This window comes from Pantoea sp. SGAir0180, from assembly GCF_043546245.1.
The window spans coordinates 3,427,219-3,446,652 of the sequence record NZ_CP028071.1; the positions used below are offsets into that span (position 1 = coordinate 3,427,219).

Genomic DNA, 19,434 nt, shown 5'->3' on the forward strand with positions numbered 1-19,434 from the left:
GTTACTCTGCCAGCAGCACCACGCTGTCCGGATGCCAGCCTGGCGGCAGTGGCTCAGGCCGCTGAATCGCCAGGTGGTGCAGGTGCAAATGTTCAACGCCGCGCGCGAACAGGCCCGGCAGCCCGCCCGGATAGCGCTCCACGCCGTACGCCTCGCCCGTGGCCACATCGACCCGGTACGCGTTGTCCAGCCCCATCCCGGTCGGTGAGTCCGGATTACAGGGCGGGCGAACATCGAACTGACCCTGTACGCCCTGCGCGACTGTCTGACGCAGTTGTAGCTGGCTGATGACGATGTCGCGGATCCAACCCGGCTGCGCCGCATGCAGGTTGATCGCTCCTTCTGCCACACCGCTGAGATGGCTGAACTGAACCTGTTCAACGATCCCCGGTAGCACCTGCGGATCGCGCGTGCGCACAGAAATAAACAGGGGATCGGCTTTGCCCCAGTGGCAGGCGGCAACATGGTGACAGTGAAAGGTGATGTGACTGAACAGGACGCGCCGTATCGCACCGCCGTCCCGCGAGACGATGCCAATGCCGCGGTTGGAATCAAATATGCTGCAGCCGGTCACGGTAATATCTTCGACGTCATCCCAGGTTTCCGTGCCGATTTTAATCGCGCAGCTGTCGCTGCGCAGCAGGCAGTTGCTGATCGCGATGCGCCGGGCCGGACGGCGCAGACTGCCAGGCTTAAAGGTTGTTTTAATGCAAATCGCATCGTCAGCGGCGCTGAAGTAGCTGTTGCTAATCAACACGGCCTCGCAGCTGTCGATATCCAGCGCGTCCGTGTTGGGCAGCGTCATGGCGTTATCAATGGTCAGATGGTCAATGTGTACATGGCGGCAGCTGACAAGGTGCACCGTCCACATTGGGGCCTGAAACAGGGTAAAGTCCTTGAGCGTTACCTGCTCGCAGTCCTCAAAGACGATCATGCGCGGTCTGTCTGCCCTGGGCATGCGATAGCCCTGTTCGTCGGCCTCTGCCGCAAACCAGGCTTCGGCGTCGCCTTCTATACGGCCTTTGCCACTGATCGTCAGATTGCGCTGCCCCAACGCATACAGCAGGACGTTATGCGATTTCTCAGCACTGCTCAGCGTCTTCCATTGCTGATAATCTGCCAGGTGCCGGCTGGCAATCAGCACCGCCCCGGCGGCCAGATGCAGCTCAAAATTGGAAGGCAGATTCAGGCTGCCACTGCGATAACGCCCCGGTGGCAACGTCAGCCGACCGCCGCCCGCTTCAGCAATCTGATCGATCGCGCGTTGCAGTGCCTGCGTGTCCGGCGTTTCACCGTCCGCTGCCGGATGAAAATCAGCAAGAGAAAGATCCATTTTTCGGCCTCCGTCGTGAAGTGTGACCTGGTGGGGTTATTTCACCGCGCCTTCGGTCACGCCACTGATGAATTTGCGCTGGAAGAACAGGAACACCAGAATGAGCGGCATAATGACGATCATCGCCCCTGCCATCAGTACCGGGATATCGATGGTGTTTTTATTCTGAAAAAACATCATGCCAATCGGCAGGGTACGCAGTTCGTCTTTATTCACCAGAATTAACGGGATAAGAAATTCGTTCCACGTCCAGATAAATAGCAGCAAGGCCAGCGTGGAGATCGTCGGCCAGATAGCCGGGACTAAAATGCCCCACAGGATTTTGACGCGCGACGCACCATCCATTACGGCCGCTTCAACCAGCTCTTTCGGAACCTGCTGGAAGGCGCTGGCAATCATCAGCGTCGTAAAGGGCAACGAGAGCGCAATCTGCGGCAGGATCAGGGCCAGAGTGGTATTGGTTAATCCCATCCAGTGCAGTTCGTGATACAGCGGAATGATAAAGGCTTCACTTGGTAATACCATGCCCAGCGCCAGCATCGCCGCCACCAGCTTTTTACCGGGGATTTTCAGCATGGCAAAGCCAAATCCGGCCAGAATACCCAGCAAAATGCTGCACAGCACCACCGGGATCACGACCAGCACGGAGTTCATAAAGTAAACGTTAAAATGCCCCTGTTGCCAGGCGGTCACGTAATTTTTGATATTCAGGGACGCGGGCAGCGTAAACACGCCCTGAAACAGCTCCATCTGAGTCTTAAATGAGGTCATAAACGCCATCAGAAACGGCATGATGGTCAGCAACGCCACGACCCAGATGAGCGCACGAGAAATAACCGGAGTGCTTTTCATCAGTAACGCTCCTTCAGGGCCAGATGAATCAGGTAGTTAATCCCTAGCACAATCACCATGCTGAATACGGCAACCGATGAGGCATAGCCGAAGTAGTGCAGATCAAAACCCTGCTTATACATAAAGATATTGGTGACCATCGTGGAAGTGCCCGGTCCGCCCTGGGTCATCACATAAACCAGATCAAAGGCTTTTAAGCTGGCAATCACCGTCAGGAGCAGCGCGATACGCAACTCCGGGCGCAGACCCGGCAGCGTGATGCGTATAAACTTACGCCGCCGCGACGAGCCATCCAGATCGGCCGCTTCCAGCAGGGACGGGTCCATACGCTGCAGGCCCGCCATAAACAGCACCAGACAGAAGCCAAAGAAGTACCAGGTGGCCACCATGCCCACGGCAGGCAGTGCCCAGGTAAAATCCCCCAGCCACGACATTGCCAGCTGCGGTAAACCGACAGCTCGCAGGAACTGATCGATCGGGCCAAATGCCGGGTTATAAAGCCAGCGCCAGACCACGCCCAGCACCGCCATCGGCATGATATAGGGCAGGAAGAACAGAATCCGCAGCACGCTGCGCTCGGTATTGTTGCGGGTTTCATACAAAAAGCTGCACAGCAGGAGTCCGACGCTGATCGGCAGCAGCGTATAAAACAGCATCAGGATGGCGTTGTTGCCCAGCGCAATCCAGAACACCGGATCGCTGAACATGCGCAGGTAGTTAGCGACGCCGGCGAAAACCGGCATGGATATGCCATCCCATTCGGTAAAACTGATTCCCAGTGACGCCAGCAGCGGCAATAACAGAAACAGTCCATAAACCAGCACGGCTGGAAGAAGATAGAGAAAATTGCGCCAACTGCTTTGATTCAACATAACCGTACTCGTCGTAGTGAGATCGACATTCAGGCCCGGCAGATATGCTGCCGGGCACCCGGCTTAGTGTTTCAGGGTTTTTATATAACGCTGATAGTTGTTATCGAAGTTAGTGACCATCTGATTCGCCGTGAGTCGTCCCGCCAGCAGCAGCTGTACGTTTTGATTGAGTTCGGCGTTCATCGTCGGGGTGGCCCAGTCCACATAGTGACCCAGTCCGTCATAGGCATTGAGCGTCAGCCAGACCTGATAGGCCTCGCCTAAGAGCGGATTGTCGGCCGGGATTTTTGCGTCTTTACTGGTGCTGGCGGGCAGGAAGCCCACACTCAGCCAGCGGTTTGCCATGCTGTCTGACACCATATAGTTGATAAATTTGGCTGAGGCATCCTGCTGCGCTTTGGTTTTTGCCATGCTGGTCATCGAGAAGGCCAGGTCAGTCCCGCCGACCATCAACGGCTGCTTCACACCCTCACCCGCCGGCATCGCGGCAAAGTGAATATCTTTATTGTCTTTAAACTGGCCCAGATACCAGGTGCCGCTGACCAGAAAAGCCGCCTGACCGTTCTGGAACAGCGTGGCGGCATCATCGTGGCCAATGCCCTGATAGCCAGGGAACAGGTAACCTTTATCGGCCCAGCCTTTCATCATCGTGGCGGCCTTAATCAGCTTTTCATCTTTGAACGTGCCGCCCACGTCATAAATCAGGTCATCCAGCGCTTTACGATCGTGACTTTCAATCTGCGCTTCCCACAAGGTGCTGAGCAGTTGCTGACCCATATTGCCGTCCAGCAGACCTAACATCATTGGCGGCGTGCCCTGCTGCTTCAGTTTTGCCATGGCGGCTTCCAGCTCGCTCAGGGTTTTCGGCACCGCAATACCGGCTTTATCCAGTAGCGCTTTGTTGTAATACAGGCCGACCATTTCACCGAGGCTGGCAACACCGTACAGCTTACCGCTGCCAAACTGACCACTGTCAGACCAGCGGTTACGCTTCAGAATGGAGTCCGGGAAGCGTTTGGTCCAGCCGTACTCGGCCGCATAGCTGTCCAGCGGCAGCAGCAGTTTGTCTTTTACCAGCGATCCCATATCGCCGCCGCCCTGGTTCACCTGTGCGATCTGCGGCCCTTCGCCTGCGGTTAACGCCAGCTTCAGGGGAATTCGGGTATCTTCGAAAGAGTGCACGGAGCGATTAATGACGATGCCGGGGTTTTGTTGAGTGAATTCTTTAATGCCTTCATCGACTGCCGCCGTTTGCTGAGGATACGTATAGATATCCCACTCATTCAGCGTGACTTTGCTGTCGGCATGCGCAACGCTGCCCATCAGCAAGCCCGCCGCCAGGAGGCCACAAACCGACGTGCGAAAACGGAACGAACGAACTGAGGAATCAGACATCATGCTCACTTTCTCCAATAGAGGACGGGCATCCTTTCTTCACACGGTCTGCACTCCCGCAGACTGAAGCCGCATAACTCACCTTCTCATCCATAGTTACTTTAATAAAAAAATAAAGTCAAACACCGGGCCGGCGGAATTGCCAGGTTGTGAGCCTGCGCAAAAAATCAACCTGGCAGCCCGCTTATCCGAATAAGCGCGGGGTGATAAAAAGAAATGCAGCGTAATATTCATGCTGATCTTTTCCGCAGCAGAACAATAATCCACCGCCAAAATGACGTAATAACCTGCTGATAAAAAATATGAAAATCCTATGACGCTCACATTTTTAACTTTTAATTTAAACGGGTAATCCGCGCAGGCCTTGCGGTAGCACGCCACAAGGGCGCACGGAGACTGGTCTGGTCAGGCAGAGCGCGGGCATAACGGGAAGCCCACTGACAGCACGGTAATTATTCCATCTTGAAAACTAAGTCAGCTTTCATTAACGTGAGATTGTTCAATGACTGACCTGTGAGAAATGACGATGGTGAATCAAGGTGTCATTCGTCCGGCGACCGCGTCGGATTATCCCGCGCTCTACCGTATTTGTCTGGAAACGGCCAATGCTGGAAAAGATGCCAGTCACTGCTATTCCGACCCTGAGTATCCCGGGCAGCGCTTTGCCGTACCCTATGCACGCTTTGCCCCGGATTTTGCCTTTGTGCTGGAGGTTGACGGTGAGGTGATGGGATATGTCGTTGCCACACCGGATACCGTCGCCTTTGAAGCGCAGCTTGCACGCGACTGGTGGCCCCGGCTGCAGGAGAAATACCGCGATCGCACACCTGTCGCCCCTTACGACAGCAAGATTCTTGACAGTATCCGTCAGCCTGAGCCTGCCGCACAGGCGCTGGTGACGCAGTGGCCTGCCCATCTGCATATCAATCTTCTGCCGCCCGTTCAGGCGGGCGGCTGGGGGCGCAAGATGATCGAACATGAACTGGCAGCCTTGCGCAACGCGGGTGTGCGCGGTGTCCATCTGGGCGTCAGCCTGCAAAATGAGCAGGTTTGCGCGTTTTATCAACGCCTGGGATTCAGCCATATCCTGCGCAGCAACGCCATCTATATGGGCCAGTTACTTTGATCAGGGGAAGCTTATGACCAGCCTGCGCTTACAGAACGTTAAGAAGTCCTATGACAACATCGGGGTGATTCACGGGGTCGATCTCACCATAAACAGCGGCGAGTTCGTTGTGTTTGTCGGGCCTTCCGGCTGTGGCAAATCCACCCTGCTACGCATGATCGCCGGACTGGAAGAGATTACGGACGGAAAGCTGCTCATCGACGACAAAGACATGACCCGCCAGCCTGCCACCGAACGCGGCATTGCCATGGTCTTTCAGTCTTACGCGCTCTATCCCAATATGACCGTGCGCGGCAATCTGGCGTATCCGTTAGAGGTCATGAAGAAATCAAAAGCGGAGATTGCCCAGGCCATTGAACAGACCGCCGCGCGCTTACACCTGACAGAACTGTTAGACCGCCTGCCGCGCGCACTGTCCGGTGGTCAGCGCCAGCGCGTCGCCATTGGCCGGGCCATCATTCGTCATCCCCGCATTTTCCTGTTTGATGAGCCGCTGTCCAACCTGGATGCCGAACTGCGTCTGCAGATGCGCATTGAAATCGCCCGTCTGCATGCCTCACTGGGCAATACCATGATCTATGTTACTCACGATCAGTCTGAGGCAATGACGCTGGCCGATCGCATCGTCGTGCTGCGTAAAGGCAAGATTGAGCAGGTGGGCGCGCCGCTGAGCCTGTACAGCGATCCCGACAACCTGTTTGTGGCCGGATTTATTGGCTCACCGAAGATGAATTTCCTGCGGGCTGAGATTACGGCGATGCGTCAGGGCGAAGTGCAGTTAACCGTCCCTGATCTGGCCATCACGCAGCTGGTACTGAAGATTGAGGCGCCCTGCCATGAAGGTCAGCGCGTAACGCTGGGCATTCGCCCTGAACATATTCAGCCCGCTGCCGCCACACCATCTGCACAGCAATTTAGCGGAACGCTGTCCTTTGCCGAAATGCTGGGCCATACCAGCTACCTTTATCTGGATGTGGGCATTGAACAGATGCTGGTGGTAGAAGAACGTGAGGCTCAGCCACGTGAGTTGGGGACGGCGGTCAGGCTGGGACTGTCAACCGATCACTGCCTGCTGTTTGATGAGCAGGGGCAGCGTCTGCGCTAAACCGGATGGCGCCCCGGCGCCGTCAGATGACTTTTCCAGCTTCACCAGTGCAGGCCGCATCATCATACCAGCGGCCTGCGCGCCCCTCGTCAGGTCACCGGTTCTTCGTCTGCCTGTGCAGCCAGCAGGTCGAGCAGCATGTTCACGGCGAAACCCGCCGCGCCCAGCGCCCACATCCGGTTGGATTCGGTGAGAAACTGCAGCGGTGTCATATGAGGCGTAAGCTTCAGACGATAGGCCTGAAAGCTTTGGGTGATATGGTCTAAAAGAATACGCGAGGCCATATGCGGCTCCATAGCCAGATAAACGATATCCGGATCGTAGGCGACCGACAGGTTTGCCAGTGAAATTCCCAGCTCACGACCAGCCTCTTCCAGCGCCGCCAGCACATCGGCCGTCGGACGCTGATCAAGCGCCTGCAGCGTTAACGGACCGCCCTCCTCATTCTGCGCCACACGTTGCAGAATGGCGCGGGACGAGGCCACATCCTCCAGCAGGCGCATCGAGCCATCACCGACCAGACCATTGCCAATTTCGCCCGCTTTGCCGTGCCGTCCACGGTACAGGCGCCGGTTGAGAATGATGCCCGCACCGATGCCTTTGCCGTACGTGGCGATAACGGCAGACTGTGCATGACCCAGTTGCCCAAAGACCATCGTTGCCATCGCCATCGCGTTGGCATCGTTTTCGATAAAGACCGGCAGAGAAAAGCGCGTTTCCAGTAGCTGCGCAATGGGGACATTTTCCCAGTCGAGAACTTTAGACCGGATGCAGTAGCCATTTTCGGCATCGACTAAACCGGACAGGGCCAGGCCAATCGCGCCGACGTGTTTTTCTTCAACACCGCGTAAAAACCTGGCCAGCGCGTCGCCTAACTGACGCGGCGTGATCGCGCCCGCAGGCATCTGCTGTTCCCCCAGCAAATTGCCGCTGAGATCCGTCATGACGATCAGGTTACGTTCGGCATTCAGCTGGATTCCGATGACGCTGGCGCGATCGGGATTCAGCCCCAGCAGCGTTTTAGGCCGCCCCATTGAGACCCGCCGCAGGCCAAGCTCCTGCACAATGCCCTGGGCGAGCAGGCGGTTGGTCGCCTGAGACACGGTCGACATACTGAGTCCACTGCGAACCTTCAGGTCAGACTGACTGATGGGCGCATGTTCCACAATCAGTCGCAGAATGCGCGCGGTGACGTTGGGAGCGATCATAAAGTCCTCAGATTTGATCGTGCCATCATTAATGCGCCGTCCAGCGCATCGTATTGCGCAGCGACCAGGCGAGCCTGCACATCGCTTGCCAGCCAGGGCAAAATCGGGGTTGCCAGCCCGCCCATTAACGCAACCTGCCCCTGACTGATGGCGGAAAGACGATTCACCATCAAACCAATATCGTGAGCGGTTTGCCGCAGTAAGACGGTCGCATGAGAATCGTCTGCATGTGCCGCGGCGAAAACCTCGGGCACCACGCGCGCCCAGTCGGCCGGCATGGCATCGCGCGTCCACAGCAGCATGGATTCCGGGCTGTGATCAAAAAGCGCCATCAGGCTGTGCGTCAATGCGGTACGTTCAACAATGGCTTCATGCGCCAGCAGCGCCAGTCGCAGTGCCCGTCGACCAAGCTCAGCGCCCGATCCCTGGTCGGAAAGCGCAAATCCCCAGCCGCCCAGCAGCGTAAAGCGTTCGCCATCCCATGCCGCGCCCTGGCTCCCGGTGCCGGTAATAAAGACCGCGCCCGGTGCCGCCGCATGCGCACCGGCGCAGGCGATTTCCACATCACTGACGACCTGCAGGGCCGCGCAGTCGGGCTGCCATTGTGCCAGACGTGCCTGAACGGAGGCCACATTGGCCCCCGCTAAACCGGCTACCAGCGACGTGTGAGACAGCGCCTCGGGGGCCAGACCGGCCTGAGACAGCACCGCCGCGATTAACTGTTCAACGCTGTTCAGTGCGGCATCGAACTGGGACCAGACGTTAGCGGGACCGCCCACAGCCTGGGCCAGGAGCGTGCCCTCGCTGTCGGTTAACCGTGCGCGACACTGGGTGCCGCCGCCATCAATACCAAGGAGATAGTGTGATTGCACGCGCTTCCTCCCGCTTTAACTCATCTCGATTCTGTAATCTGCGAACGATAGGTGAAAAAAACTTAAATCGCAATAACAAATAAATATAGGGAAAAAACAATAACTATTTTTTATTTAAAATCATCCAAATAACAAAAAATACGTACGCAAATCACACAACCCGTTATTGACATTACTTTTTCCATCGTAATAAGTTGGTGGTCAGCATCTCAACCATAACGTCCGGTCAGCGGCGTGATTACCGTTGTCAGAACTCAGGATCAGGGGTTTCCCATGAAAGTAGGCATTATTGGTCTCGGCTTTCGTCTTTCTCACGTGGTTAAAGAGTTTCACAAAGCCGATCCCGCATTTTCGCTGGTAGGCTATTGCGATCCCGCACCTGCCGGGCTGCCGAATCTGCACAGTTTTGGTATCGATCCCGGCAAGGCGTTTGACTCCATTGACGCGCTGCTGCAGCACGGCGGCTTTGATTTGTTGCTGGTGGGCTCGCCAAACTTTATGCATCTTGAGCATGTCACGCAGGCGCTGGCAGCAGGTTATACCGTATTTACGGAAAAGCCTGTCGTGATCAATGAAGAACAGACGATGGCGATGGCAAGACTGGTGCGCCAGTACGGTGAAGACCGAATCCTGGTTGGGCTGGTGCTGCGTTATTCACCGCTGTACCACGATCTGTTGGCCGCACGGGACGATCGTCGACTGGGTGAAATTACCTCAATTGAAGCCACTGAGCATATCAAGCCTTACCATGGCGCGTTCTTTCAGCGCGACTGGCGCAGGCTGGAAAAATATGCCGGCCCCTATATTCTGGAAAAATGCTGTCACGACATCGATCTCTATCAGGGATTAATGCAGGAACGTCCTGTGCGGGTTGCCAGCTTTGGTGGACGCAAATCCTTTACACCGCAACATGCGCCGCAGGGCGCAGTGAATGCGCAGTCTGAGATTTACCATACTAAACCGAGTGGCTGGGCGAGTACCGACGCGGTCTTTGACAGCGATGCGGACATCGTCGATTACCAGACGGCCCTGATTGAATATGCCAGTGGCGCGACACTCGCCTTTCACGCCAACCTGAATGTCCCGGACGAGTTCCGTCGCTTCTGCGTGATCGGGACTGACGGCATGGCCGAGGGCGATTTTGTCCGTAACTATTTCCGCGTGCACAACGCACGTACCGGCGAAAAAGAGGTTGAAACCATCTATAACGGTAATGCCTACGATGGCCACTACGGGGCCGATGCCTTGATGGCTGAAGAGATCGTGAAACATATTAAGCAGGGCACGCCGCTTAAAGTTTCTGTGATCGATGCACTGGAAGCGGGCCTGACGGCCATTAAGATTGACGAAGCGCGCAAAACCCGCAGCGTCATCGATCTGACCGAAAGCTGGAAAAATTTTGACGCCAACCTGGGAAAAACGGGAACGCCTTAGTTCCCTCCTGATCTTTTCTCCCCCGAGAGCATCAGGTTGATCGCTAGCATCACTGACTGGTACCTCACTCAAACCGGCCCTCTGGGCCGGTTTTTTTTTAGGGCAAAGGGAAACGTACCGTTTCTTACCAGCCTGCCCGCCGACACGAAAGGTTGCTGACAGCCTGTGCGTGAACGACGCTCCGCACCTGCGACGCCTTCATCAGGTTCACGCTGAGGCGCGCCAGTGTGGCTGCCTGCTTACAGGAGTACAGGAGCCACATTCAGAGTGGCTCCTGTCAGGCCATTCGGCGCTGCACGCGCCTTGCGGCGTCAGGGACCAGTCAGCCACAGCCCGGTTTCTTCGGGCGTTGAGGACAATGCCTGTACCCGCCCTGTCCGGCGTGCCATACCGTTTCGTACGCCCCTCAATTCGTCACGCTATTTAGCAATCTGGTCGCGTTTTCTGTCACGATTATCACAATCATAATTACGTGCGAACGATAAAAAAACCGATAACTCTGCTGCTAACTTTAGCCAGGAGAAAATAAAGCCATAACCGAAGCGGTAAGTCAGGCAAAAACACGACAGTTTATTCTGTGAATCTTAACTGCGGACTTTCCCGATTTCGTAAAGTTATCGCGTGTTGCTAAATTAACATGCGTGCAGTAATCACGTCTGGAAAAACCATTCAACGTTATAATTAGATGTCATATAAAGTTAAATGAATGCCTAATAAGAAGAGTGAGATAATGTGTTTGCCAACAGAATAGCGTATATTCATTGCCGTACTTCACTTTGTTAATGAAAAAATATAACGCACAGCAAACATAAAAAACGTTTCGAAGAGATAATGAAAAATAGCTTATATAACCCTTATATTACTGAGCCTATTCATCACGTCACGAGCCAGGTGGCCGGTATTTGCTATCATCTTCCCAATGCGGACTTTGCACGTCCTGAGAAAATGATACTTAATGACGACAACATTATTTCATTACACAATCACCTTGCAACTGAAGCAGCATTAATGATTATTCCGCTGTGCGATCGCCAGTTAAAGGAATGGATGAATCAGCCTGCGCGTTATTTACCTTTGCAGGATTCACGGGTGCGTATTGGTATTAATTATCACAGTCTTTTGCTTTACCGGGAAAGATTACTGGAATTAATTAACACCTATGCTTTCTGGCTTTTTGATTTCGCACCGCCTGGCGCAGAGTGGCATTTAGTCGAATCTTTTCCCTTTTCCGCAATTGTCCTGAGTGAAACCTTCTTTAATGACAACTATCGGAAATTTAGTTTTCCTTTCTTAATTGAATCGTTAAGGGAAAAAGGCGCCGAGATATTCGTCCGCGGTTATGATCCAACGTTAAGCGCAGAACAACTCGCAGCCGTGAACATCAGCGGCTGGCAATTACAGCGTTTATCGGGCGATCTCATTCCTTTTACGCTTTAACCTTTCCTGCGTTCGATTAGTAATGGATCATATCGAGATGAACCATTAACCCCTTCTAAAGTGTTGCCTTAGGTGCGTTGTTAAGAGTTTTAAGCCAAAAAAATCAAAACTCATACCAATTTTGCTATAACATTTAACACATCTGGATCATCGAGCTTAACGGAAGAGCCTAATTAAGAATGCCTTTAACTTTTGTACTTTATGACTGAAAACAATCTATCTGATTGTTTTCTTGTGTTTTATGGCAACGAAACGAGGTCAACATTATGGGGAAAAACTCCTCATCCTTTAGCGTGGTCCGTTTTTTAACGGTGCTGTTCGCCGTGCTAACGGGTGCGTTCATGTTAATTGGTGGTATCTGGTTAGCCACGATTGGTGGTTCCTGGTACTACATCATTGGTGGTGCAGCTATGCTGCTTACCGCTTTTCTGCTCTGGCGTCGAAACAGTGCTGCGCTGCTGGTCTATGCATTACTGCTGCTGGCGACCCTGGCATGGGGCGTTTGGGAAGTCGGTACTGACTTCTGGGCGCTGGCACCTCGCACCGATGTCCTGGTCATTTTTGGCGTCTGGCTGGTGTTGCCTTTTGTTTACCGGGTCTTTTATCGTCCAGGCAAAGGCCCATTGAGTGCGATGGCGGTTGCCCTGGTGGCCAGTGCAGTCGTATTAGCCTATGCCGTCTTTAACGATCCGCAGGTTGTTAACGGCGCCGTGCCTGCCACAGCAGATACGGCGACGCAGGCTCAGCCGTTGAGCAATGTTGCCGATGCTGACTGGCCAGCTTATGCGCGCGATCAGCAAGGTACACGCTATTCACCGCTGAAGCAGATCAATCACGATAACGTGAAAGAGCTGCAGGTTGCCTGGCAGTTCCAGACCGGCGATATGAAAAAGCCGAGCGATCCCGGTGAAATCACCGATGAAGTGACGCCGATTAAAATCCGCGACACGCTGTATCTCTGCTCACCTCACCAGATTTTGTTCGCCCTGGATGCGGCAACGGGTAAGCAGAAATGGAAATTTGATCCCGGTTTGAAAACTGACCCAACCTTCCAGCATGTTACCTGCCGTGGTGTGTCCTACCACGAGTTCCCGGCAGCTAAAGATGCCGCGAATACGCAGCCTGCGCTGTGCTCGCGTCGTATCTACCTGCCTGTGAACGATGGTCGCCTGTTTGCACTGGATGCGGAAACCGGTGAACGTTGCCCGGCCTTTGGTAATAACGGTGAGCTGGATCTTCAGCACAAACAGCCGGTCACTACGCCTGGCATGTATGAGCCGACCTCTCCGCCAGTGATTACCGACACCACCATCGTGATGGCGGGTGCGGTGACCGATAACTTCTCAACCCGTGAGCCATCCGGCGTTATCCGTGGTTTTGACGTTAATACCGGCAAACTGCTGTGGGTATTTGATCCGGGTGCGAAAGATCCCAACGCGATTCCGGCGGATGAACACACGTTCACCATGAACTCGCCGAACTCCTGGGCACCTGCGGTCTACGATCCGAAACTGGATATCGTTTATCTGCCTATGGGCGTGACAACGCCTGATATCTGGGGCGGTAACCGCACCCCAGAGCAGGAGCGTTATGCGAGCAGCATCCTGGCCCTGAATGCCACCACCGGTAAGCTGGTGTGGTCTTATCAGACCGTGCATCACGATCTGTGGGACATGGATCTGCCGTCGCAGCCGACGCTGGCCGATATTACCGATAAAGACGGTAACACCGTGCCGGTGATTTATGCGCCAGCGAAAACCGGGAACATTTTCGTCCTGGACCGCCGTACCGGTAAAACCGTTGTACCGGCCCCCGAAACCCCGGTTCCGCAGGGTGCCGCAAAAGGCGACCACGTCTCTCCGACTCAGCCTTACTCTGAACTGACCTTCCGTCCAAAACAGAATCTGACGGACAAGGACATGTGGGGCGCCACGATGTACGACCAACTGGTGTGCCGCGTGATCTTCAAACGCCTGCGCTATGAAGGTCCGTTCACCCCGCCTTCTGAGCAAGGTACGCTGGTGTTCCCGGGTAACCTGGGCATGTTTGAGTGGGGCGGGATTTCGGTCGATCCGCATCGTCAGATTGCGATTGCCAACCCAATGGCACTGCCGTTTGTGTCCAAGCTGATTCCGCGCGGACCGGGTAACCCGGAAGAGCCACCAGCCGGCGCAACAGGCGGTTCCGGTACCGAAACCGGTATTCAGCCGCAGTACGGCGTGCCGTATGGCGTGGAACTGAATCCGTTCCTGTCACCGTTTGGTCTGCCCTGTAAACAGCCTGCATGGGGTTATGTATCGGCGGTTGACCTGAAAACCAATAAGGTCGTCTGGAAGCAACGTATTGGTACCGTTCGTGACAGTGCGCCAGTGCCGCTGCCATTCAAAATGGGTATGCCAATGCTGGGTGGCCCGGTCGCCACAGCCGGTAAAGTGTTCTTTATTGGCGCAACGGCCGATAACTACCTGCGTGCTTACAGCACCGATACCGGTGAGCTGCTGTGGCAGGCGCGTCTGCCAGCAGGCGGTCAGGCGACACCAATGACTTATGAAGTTAACGGTAAGCAGTACGTCGTGATTGCTGCCGGTGGCCATGGTTCATTTGGTACCAAACTGGGCGATTATGTCATTGCCTATGCACTGCCGGACCAGAAATAACCTGAACCTGTAAAAACAAGGCGGACTCCGGTCCGCCTTTTTTATGCCGACCTTCCGCCCTTTCTGCCCTGCCGCCAGTTTAGCCAGGCGCACACGCCCACCACGAGGCTGGTCGCCAGAAAGACGGGCCGCATGCCCCATGCGCCGCCAATAAACCCGCCGAACACCGGCCCCGTTACCTGCCCGATATACTGCGCCGAGGTGGAATAGCCCAGCATCCGCCCCACCTGCGTGGCCGGAACAGTGTGACGAATAATGGCGGTAATACAGGGCATCAATCCGCCCAGCGCCAGCCCCATCAAAAAGCGCAGAGGCAGAAGTTGCCAGGCGTCGGTAATAAACGCCTGCGGAATGAGTAACAGCGCACAGCTCAGCAATCCGCCACTCAGTACGCGCCAGTGGCCGATACGGTCGGCCAGCCTGCCGGCATAAGGCGCGGAAAGAATGCTGCCCAGCGCGGCTGCCGCCATGACCACACCCGACATCAGCGTTATGGCATGCTGCTCATGTAAAAACTGGCCGATATACAGGGTAATGATCGGCTCAATCGACATGTTGGCAAAAATCAGCAGCATGCCTGAGAGCCACATCAGCCTGACGTTAACAAGCTTGTGCGGCGACAGGTGGTCAACCGGCTGAGACAGCTCCTGGTCGGATTTACGCACCGGCGGCCGCGCTTTCAGTAAAAAGGTCGTCGCCAGGAAGGCCACAAAGATGATCGCCCCCATCAGCCAGAAGGTCGCTCTGATCCCTATCAGCGGCGGCAGGACGCCACCCAGCAGCGGACCAACAATGTTACCGGCCATCATGCCGGATGCCAGCACACCCAGAGCCCATCCGGTGTGCGCTTTGGGCGTTTGTGCCGCAATCAAAATGGTCGAACCGGAGGCATAACCGCCCAGTAATCCCGCCAGTAAACGCAGCGCCACCAGTTGCCAGGCCGCCGTCGCCATGCCCGTCAGCGCCATGGCTACTGCCATACCCAGACTGGCGCGGATGAGCATCAGCTTACGTCCGTAGCGATCGGCCAGTTTCCCCCACAGCGGCGCGGTTAAGGCCGCACTGAAGAAGGTGGCACCATAGGCGATGCCCGACCAGCGCGCAATTGCAGCGGGCGTGTTGACGCCAAGCTGTTGCACATACAACGGCAAAAACGGCAGCAGAAGCGTCATCGCTACCAGTGTGGTAAAGGAGCCGAATACGCAAACCCACAAGTTGCGTTGCCAGTGTTCAGAGTCAGGTGCTTCCGACGCGGTTGCCATGCGATATCCCCCTTATGTTCAGGGATTCAGGCTACCAATGGTCACGAGACAACAACAGTGAGGGCGGGATATTTGTCTGCTGGCATAGTTTGTTGCTGTATTGCAACAATCAGCGACCACTGAGCTGGCTGATAAGCACATCACAGAGCAGATTGACCGCGGAAACCGCCAGACTGTCCTGATGCACCAGCAGGTAACTCTGCAAGCGATCCATCTGCCACTCTGACAGCACCTGCACAATCGTGCCCTGCGCCAAGGCTTCCTGCACCATGTACGAAGGCAAATAGGCAATACCCGTGCCTGCCAGCGCGGCATTCAGCAAAGCCATGCTGTTGTTAGCGCGAAAGCGGCTGCGGACATCCACCGCCAGGCGCTGTTTATCACGGCGAAAAGGCAGCGCAGCCGTATGTGCCGGACCGTGGAACATCAATAAATCATGGCGCGGTAACAGGCGAGGATGCGAGATAGCAGGATGCTGCGCCAGATAAGCCGGGGCGGCATACAGCCCCCAGTGGATATCGTTCAGTACCCGGAAATTGCCCTGACGTGGCGCATGAGCGCGGATGATAACCGCGACATCCACGCCTTCGCCCATCGTCTCGTCGTTGTTATCCGTCAGGCTGAGGTCGACGTTGATGTGCAGATGACCGCGCAGAAAGCGATTGAGGATGGGAACGATGCACTGACAGCCGAAGGTAACGGGAGCCTGCAGGCGCACATGTCCAACGGGATGTTGATGCGTCTCCTGAACAAACGCCTCTGCCCGCTGCATTTCATCCAGCATGCGCACGCAGTAGGGATAGTAAGCCTGGCCTAATTCGGTCAGGGTCATCCTGCGGGTGGTGCGCTGCAGTAAACGGATCCCCAACCGTTGTTCCAGTCCGGCGATCTCCCGACTGATGTGGGATTTTGACACGCCGAGTACGCGCGCGGCTTCTGTGAAGCTTTTTAGTTCAACCACGCGTGCAAACACCATCATGGCGATGAGGTTATCGCTGTTATTCATGGGCTTCCTGCGGACATCGCGGCACGCTGCCGCCGGGTGCAACATGGCAGGCGCGCCATGTATCAGGCGTTAAGCATAAAGGAACGTCAGGAAAGCTGACAACATCACGGCGGAAAGGAGGCAGAACATCGCACGGGCGATGTATGGACATTGCCACAAGCGATCAGGATGGCAATGTCCATACAGAGACTAACTGGCCATGGCGAGAGGAAACAACAAGCGATCCGGTTCAACACGGCGCTGGCGTCGTAACTGGCCGGGCGTCATCATAAAATAGTTTTTAAAGGTGCGCGTGTAGGCCTGTTGCGTATCAAAGCCGTAGTTCATCGCCACCTGCAGGATCGCTTCATTGCTGTTGAGCAGCGTCAGGGCCGATTCGGTCAGGCGGCGCTGGCGGATGTACTCGGCAAGTGAGAAACCGGTGTGCTGGCGAAACAAACGCTGTAAGTGCCAACGGGAATAGCCCGCCCGGCGGGCGACTTCGTCCAGATGCAGATCGTGTCCTAAATTGCTTTCTATCCATTCCAGCAAACTACGAATAAACTCGCGCTGATTCATGGTGTTCTCCTGGTTAAAGCAGATGTGCAGGAACACACTTTAGCGCGCTAAATTTATCCCTTAATTAGCGGAAAATTAGCGCAGAATTAGCAAAGCGCTCCATGCCTGCACCGACGCCAGGTTTTGTCGCCTTCCCGGCCGGAGCGGTAAGAGTGCTGAGGCTGGTAACAGCAATAATTCTGCGCTAATAATCCAGCGCTACACTGGGGTCATTTTTCTGGGGGACGTCATCCATGCGCGTGTTGCTGGTTGAAGATGATGAAATGATCGGTGCCAATTTACAGCAGGCGCTGGAAGCCGCGGGCTGGTCTGTCGACTGGGTACGCGATGGCGTGTATGCGCACAATGCCTGGAGCGAAGGCGGTTACAGTTGCGTGCTGCTTGACCTCGGTCTGCCTCGCGACGACGGGTTGCAGGTGCTCAGACGCGCACGTGGGCGCGGTGATGCCACACCGGTATTAATTCTGACCGCACGCGACACAGTCGCTCAGCGGGTACAGGGCCTGGATTACGGGGCAGATGACTATTTGCTCAAACCCTTTGATCTGCAGGAAGTCATGGCCCGTATGCGCGCGATCACCCGACGCCACCATGGTTCTGCCGATTCGGTGCTGGGCAGCGGCGATGTTCAACTGGATATGTTGACCCGCGAAGTCCTGTACAAAGGGCAGCGTGAACAGCTCACCGCCCGGGAATATGCCCTGCTTTATGCTCTGCTCGAGCGGCCCGGTGCCATTCTGTCACGTGAACAGCTGGAAAACCGTATCTACGGCTGGGGCGAAGAAGTCAGCAGCAATGCCGTGGACGTTCTTATCCACGGGATGCGGCGCAAGCTGGATAATGATGTGATTCGCAACGTGCGTGGGCTGGGCTGGCGAGTACCGGCAATATGAAAATCTTTATGCGTTCATTACGAAATAAATTACTCAGTACCCTGCTGTTGATTCATTTACTGATGATTGGCGGTGTCGCCTGGTATTTTTTTAACTGCTACGGCGAAATGGTTGGCGTCATTAAGGACGAACAGCTCGCCAAGCTGGCCGATGCGTGGTCCGTTAACCGTGAAATCCCCCCGTTGATGCCGGTGATTGCGCCTGCGCATAAGATCAAAAGTGCCTTTGTCATTCAACTGTGGGATGCGCAGGGCCGGTTACGATCCAGCTCATGGCCAGAGCTGCATGCGCCCTTACAGCCGGAAAATGGCTACAAAGACGTGCAGATAGGTGACTGCCGCGACTGTGAATGGCGCATTTACACCCGTTCCGGTCAGCCAGGCAGTGAGATTAAAACCATTCAGGTCATGCTGAACCTGAGCTACATGAAAGAGATGATGGTGCGACGGGCGCTGTCGGCGATTATTCCGCTGATTTTGATGATGCCGCTGTCGCTGCTGGTCATCTGGCTGGTCGTGCGCAAGATCACCCGGGATTTGCGCGTTGCCTCGCGAGAAATCGCCGCCCAGGATGCGCACCATCCCCACAGCGTATCGCCGGAACGGCTGCCCGACGAAATTCAGCCCCTGGTTGAGGCCTACAACTCCTTACTGGATAAACTGCGTGCCGCCTGGTCTTCACAACGTCAGTTTATGGAAGATGCCGCTCATGAACTGCGGACGCCAGTCACCGCCGTCACGCTGCAACTGGAAAATCTGCGTCAGCACATTCAACCCGGCGAGGCCAGCCGTCAGTTCGCTCAACTGGAATCAGGTGTGACCCGCACGCGCCATCTGGTCACTCAACTGCTGAATATGTCGCGCTGGGAAGATCAGTCAGTCATCGCGCACCTCGAAAATATCGATCTGGAAGATGTGCTGAAAGAGAGTATTGAACAGCTCATGGTTGTGGCGGATAAACGCGGTATCGACATTGGCTTTAGCGGCACCACGCACTATCGACTGCAGGCCGGGCGTTCCGAACTTCGCAGCCTGTTTGATAATCTGATTGGCAACGCGATGTTACATACGCCTGAAGGCAGCATGGTCGATGTGCTGCTGCATCGTGTGGCGGGACAAACCGTTGTCGACATCGTTGATAACGGTCCGGGTGTACCGGAATCCTTTCTTGAACGCGCATTCGATCGCTTTGCCCGTTCACCCGACGTTAAAGCGCAGGGCAGCGGTTTAGGTCTGTCTATCGTGCGCAGCGTCGCCCAGAAACACCATATCGACGTTGCCCTTGCCAACTGTCGGGACGCACAAGGCCTGCGCTGCGGTTTTCAGGTGCGCGTCACCTTTCCCTGATTCCTGCCGATCGATTCGGAACCCGACAACGTAAACGGTTGCCTGGTTCCGTTCGCCACAACCCTATATTGTGACAAT

At 55.3% G+C, this 19,434-nt stretch carries 16 protein-coding genes; 7 read left to right on the top strand and 9 right to left on the bottom strand.

Going from position 1 to position 19,434, the window contains the following annotated elements; all coding sequences use genetic code 11:
- Window position 1 precedes the first annotated feature (1 nt).
- The 4 genes from C1N58_RS16140 to C1N58_RS16155 all read right to left on the bottom strand — a co-directional run bounded on the left by C1N58_RS16140 (window position 2) and on the right by C1N58_RS16155 (window position 4,452).
- The gene (locus C1N58_RS16140; RefSeq protein ID WP_054688399.1) at window positions 2-1,333 is read right to left on the bottom strand and encodes a glycoside hydrolase family 28 protein; all 1,332 of its coding nucleotides are present in this window, start codon (window positions 1,331-1,333) and stop codon (window positions 2-4) included.
- 36 nt (window positions 1,334-1,369) lie between these two features.
- Window positions 1,370-2,185, bottom strand: coding sequence for a carbohydrate ABC transporter permease (locus C1N58_RS16145; protein WP_054634647.1), 816 nt, complete (start codon window positions 2,183-2,185; stop codon window positions 1,370-1,372).
- On the bottom strand, window positions 2,185-3,057 hold the full coding sequence (locus tag C1N58_RS16150) for a carbohydrate ABC transporter permease (protein WP_054688400.1): 873 nt from the start codon (window positions 3,055-3,057) through the stop codon (window positions 2,185-2,187). The genes C1N58_RS16145 and C1N58_RS16150 overlap by 1 nt, the downstream gene beginning before the upstream one ends.
- A gap of 63 nt (window positions 3,058-3,120) precedes the next feature.
- Window positions 3,121-4,452 (bottom strand): ABC transporter substrate-binding protein, encoded by a 1,332-nt coding sequence (locus C1N58_RS16155; RefSeq protein ID WP_394564894.1) that lies wholly within the window; start codon window positions 4,450-4,452, stop codon window positions 3,121-3,123.
- Between the two features lie 526 nt (window positions 4,453-4,978).
- Between C1N58_RS16155 and C1N58_RS16160 the strand changes: the two genes are divergently transcribed.
- Both C1N58_RS16160 and C1N58_RS16165 read left to right on the top strand, forming a co-directional pair.
- A complete protein-coding gene (locus C1N58_RS16160; RefSeq protein WP_394564335.1) occupies window positions 4,979-5,578 on the top strand; it encodes a GNAT family N-acetyltransferase in 600 nt (199 codons plus the stop codon).
- Between the two features lie 13 nt (window positions 5,579-5,591).
- Window positions 5,592-6,683, top strand: a complete 1,092-nt coding sequence (locus C1N58_RS16165) for an ABC transporter ATP-binding protein (protein ID WP_394564336.1) — start codon at window positions 5,592-5,594, stop codon at window positions 6,681-6,683.
- An 89-nt stretch (window positions 6,684-6,772) separates the two neighbouring features.
- On the opposite strand, the gene C1N58_RS16170 is transcribed toward C1N58_RS16165, so the two are convergent.
- Both C1N58_RS16170 and C1N58_RS16175 read right to left on the bottom strand, forming a co-directional pair.
- Entirely contained in the window at window positions 6,773-7,891 is a 1,119-nt protein-coding gene (locus C1N58_RS16170) for an ROK family protein (RefSeq protein ID WP_394564337.1), read from the bottom strand.
- The gene (locus tag C1N58_RS16175) at window positions 7,888-8,763 is read right to left on the bottom strand and encodes a BadF/BadG/BcrA/BcrD ATPase family protein (protein ID WP_394550091.1); all 876 of its coding nucleotides are present in this window, start codon (window positions 8,761-8,763) and stop codon (window positions 7,888-7,890) included. Before C1N58_RS16175 ends, C1N58_RS16170 begins: the two co-directional genes overlap by 4 nt.
- Window positions 8,764-9,036: 273 nt before the next feature.
- Here C1N58_RS16175 and C1N58_RS16180 point away from each other — a divergent pair, with 273 nt between their 5' ends.
- The 3 genes from C1N58_RS16180 (at window position 9,037) to C1N58_RS16190 (ending at window position 14,291) form a co-directional block, all read left to right on the top strand.
- On the top strand, window positions 9,037-10,197 hold the full coding sequence (locus C1N58_RS16180) for a Gfo/Idh/MocA family protein (protein ID WP_006121682.1): 1,161 nt from the start codon (window positions 9,037-9,039) through the stop codon (window positions 10,195-10,197).
- 831 nt (window positions 10,198-11,028) lie between these two features.
- On the top strand, window positions 11,029-11,634 hold the full coding sequence (locus tag C1N58_RS16185; RefSeq protein ID WP_033739027.1) for a hypothetical protein: 606 nt from the start codon (window positions 11,029-11,031) through the stop codon (window positions 11,632-11,634).
- A gap of 266 nt (window positions 11,635-11,900) precedes the next feature.
- Window positions 11,901-14,291 carry a glucose/quinate/shikimate family membrane-bound PQQ-dependent dehydrogenase gene (locus C1N58_RS16190; RefSeq protein ID WP_394550092.1) on the top strand — a complete coding sequence of 797 codons (2,391 nt, stop codon included), beginning with the start codon at window positions 11,901-11,903 and terminating at the stop codon, window positions 14,289-14,291.
- Between the two features lie 41 nt (window positions 14,292-14,332).
- Here the strand turns inward: C1N58_RS16190 and C1N58_RS16195 are convergent, their stop codons facing one another.
- From C1N58_RS16195 to C1N58_RS16205, 3 genes are all read right to left on the bottom strand, one after another.
- On the bottom strand, window positions 14,333-15,553 hold the full coding sequence (locus C1N58_RS16195; RefSeq protein WP_394564338.1) for an MFS transporter: 1,221 nt from the start codon (window positions 15,551-15,553) through the stop codon (window positions 14,333-14,335).
- A gap of 109 nt (window positions 15,554-15,662) precedes the next feature.
- A complete protein-coding gene (locus C1N58_RS16200; protein ID WP_054634654.1) occupies window positions 15,663-16,559 on the bottom strand; it encodes a LysR family transcriptional regulator in 897 nt (298 codons plus the stop codon).
- Window positions 16,560-16,748: 189 nt separating this feature from the next.
- The gene (locus C1N58_RS16205) at window positions 16,749-17,117 is read right to left on the bottom strand and encodes a helix-turn-helix domain-containing protein (protein WP_006121688.1); all 369 of its coding nucleotides are present in this window, start codon (window positions 17,115-17,117) and stop codon (window positions 16,749-16,751) included.
- A 233-nt stretch (window positions 17,118-17,350) separates the two neighbouring features.
- Between C1N58_RS16205 and C1N58_RS16210 the strand changes: the two genes are divergently transcribed.
- Both C1N58_RS16210 and C1N58_RS16215 read left to right on the top strand, forming a co-directional pair.
- Entirely contained in the window at window positions 17,351-18,010 is a 660-nt protein-coding gene (locus C1N58_RS16210; RefSeq protein ID WP_033739018.1) for a response regulator, read from the top strand.
- Entirely contained in the window at window positions 18,007-19,356 is a 1,350-nt protein-coding gene (locus tag C1N58_RS16215) for a sensor histidine kinase (protein ID WP_394564339.1), read from the top strand. Before C1N58_RS16210 ends, C1N58_RS16215 begins: the two co-directional genes overlap by 4 nt.
- Window positions 19,357-19,434 lie beyond the last annotated feature (78 nt).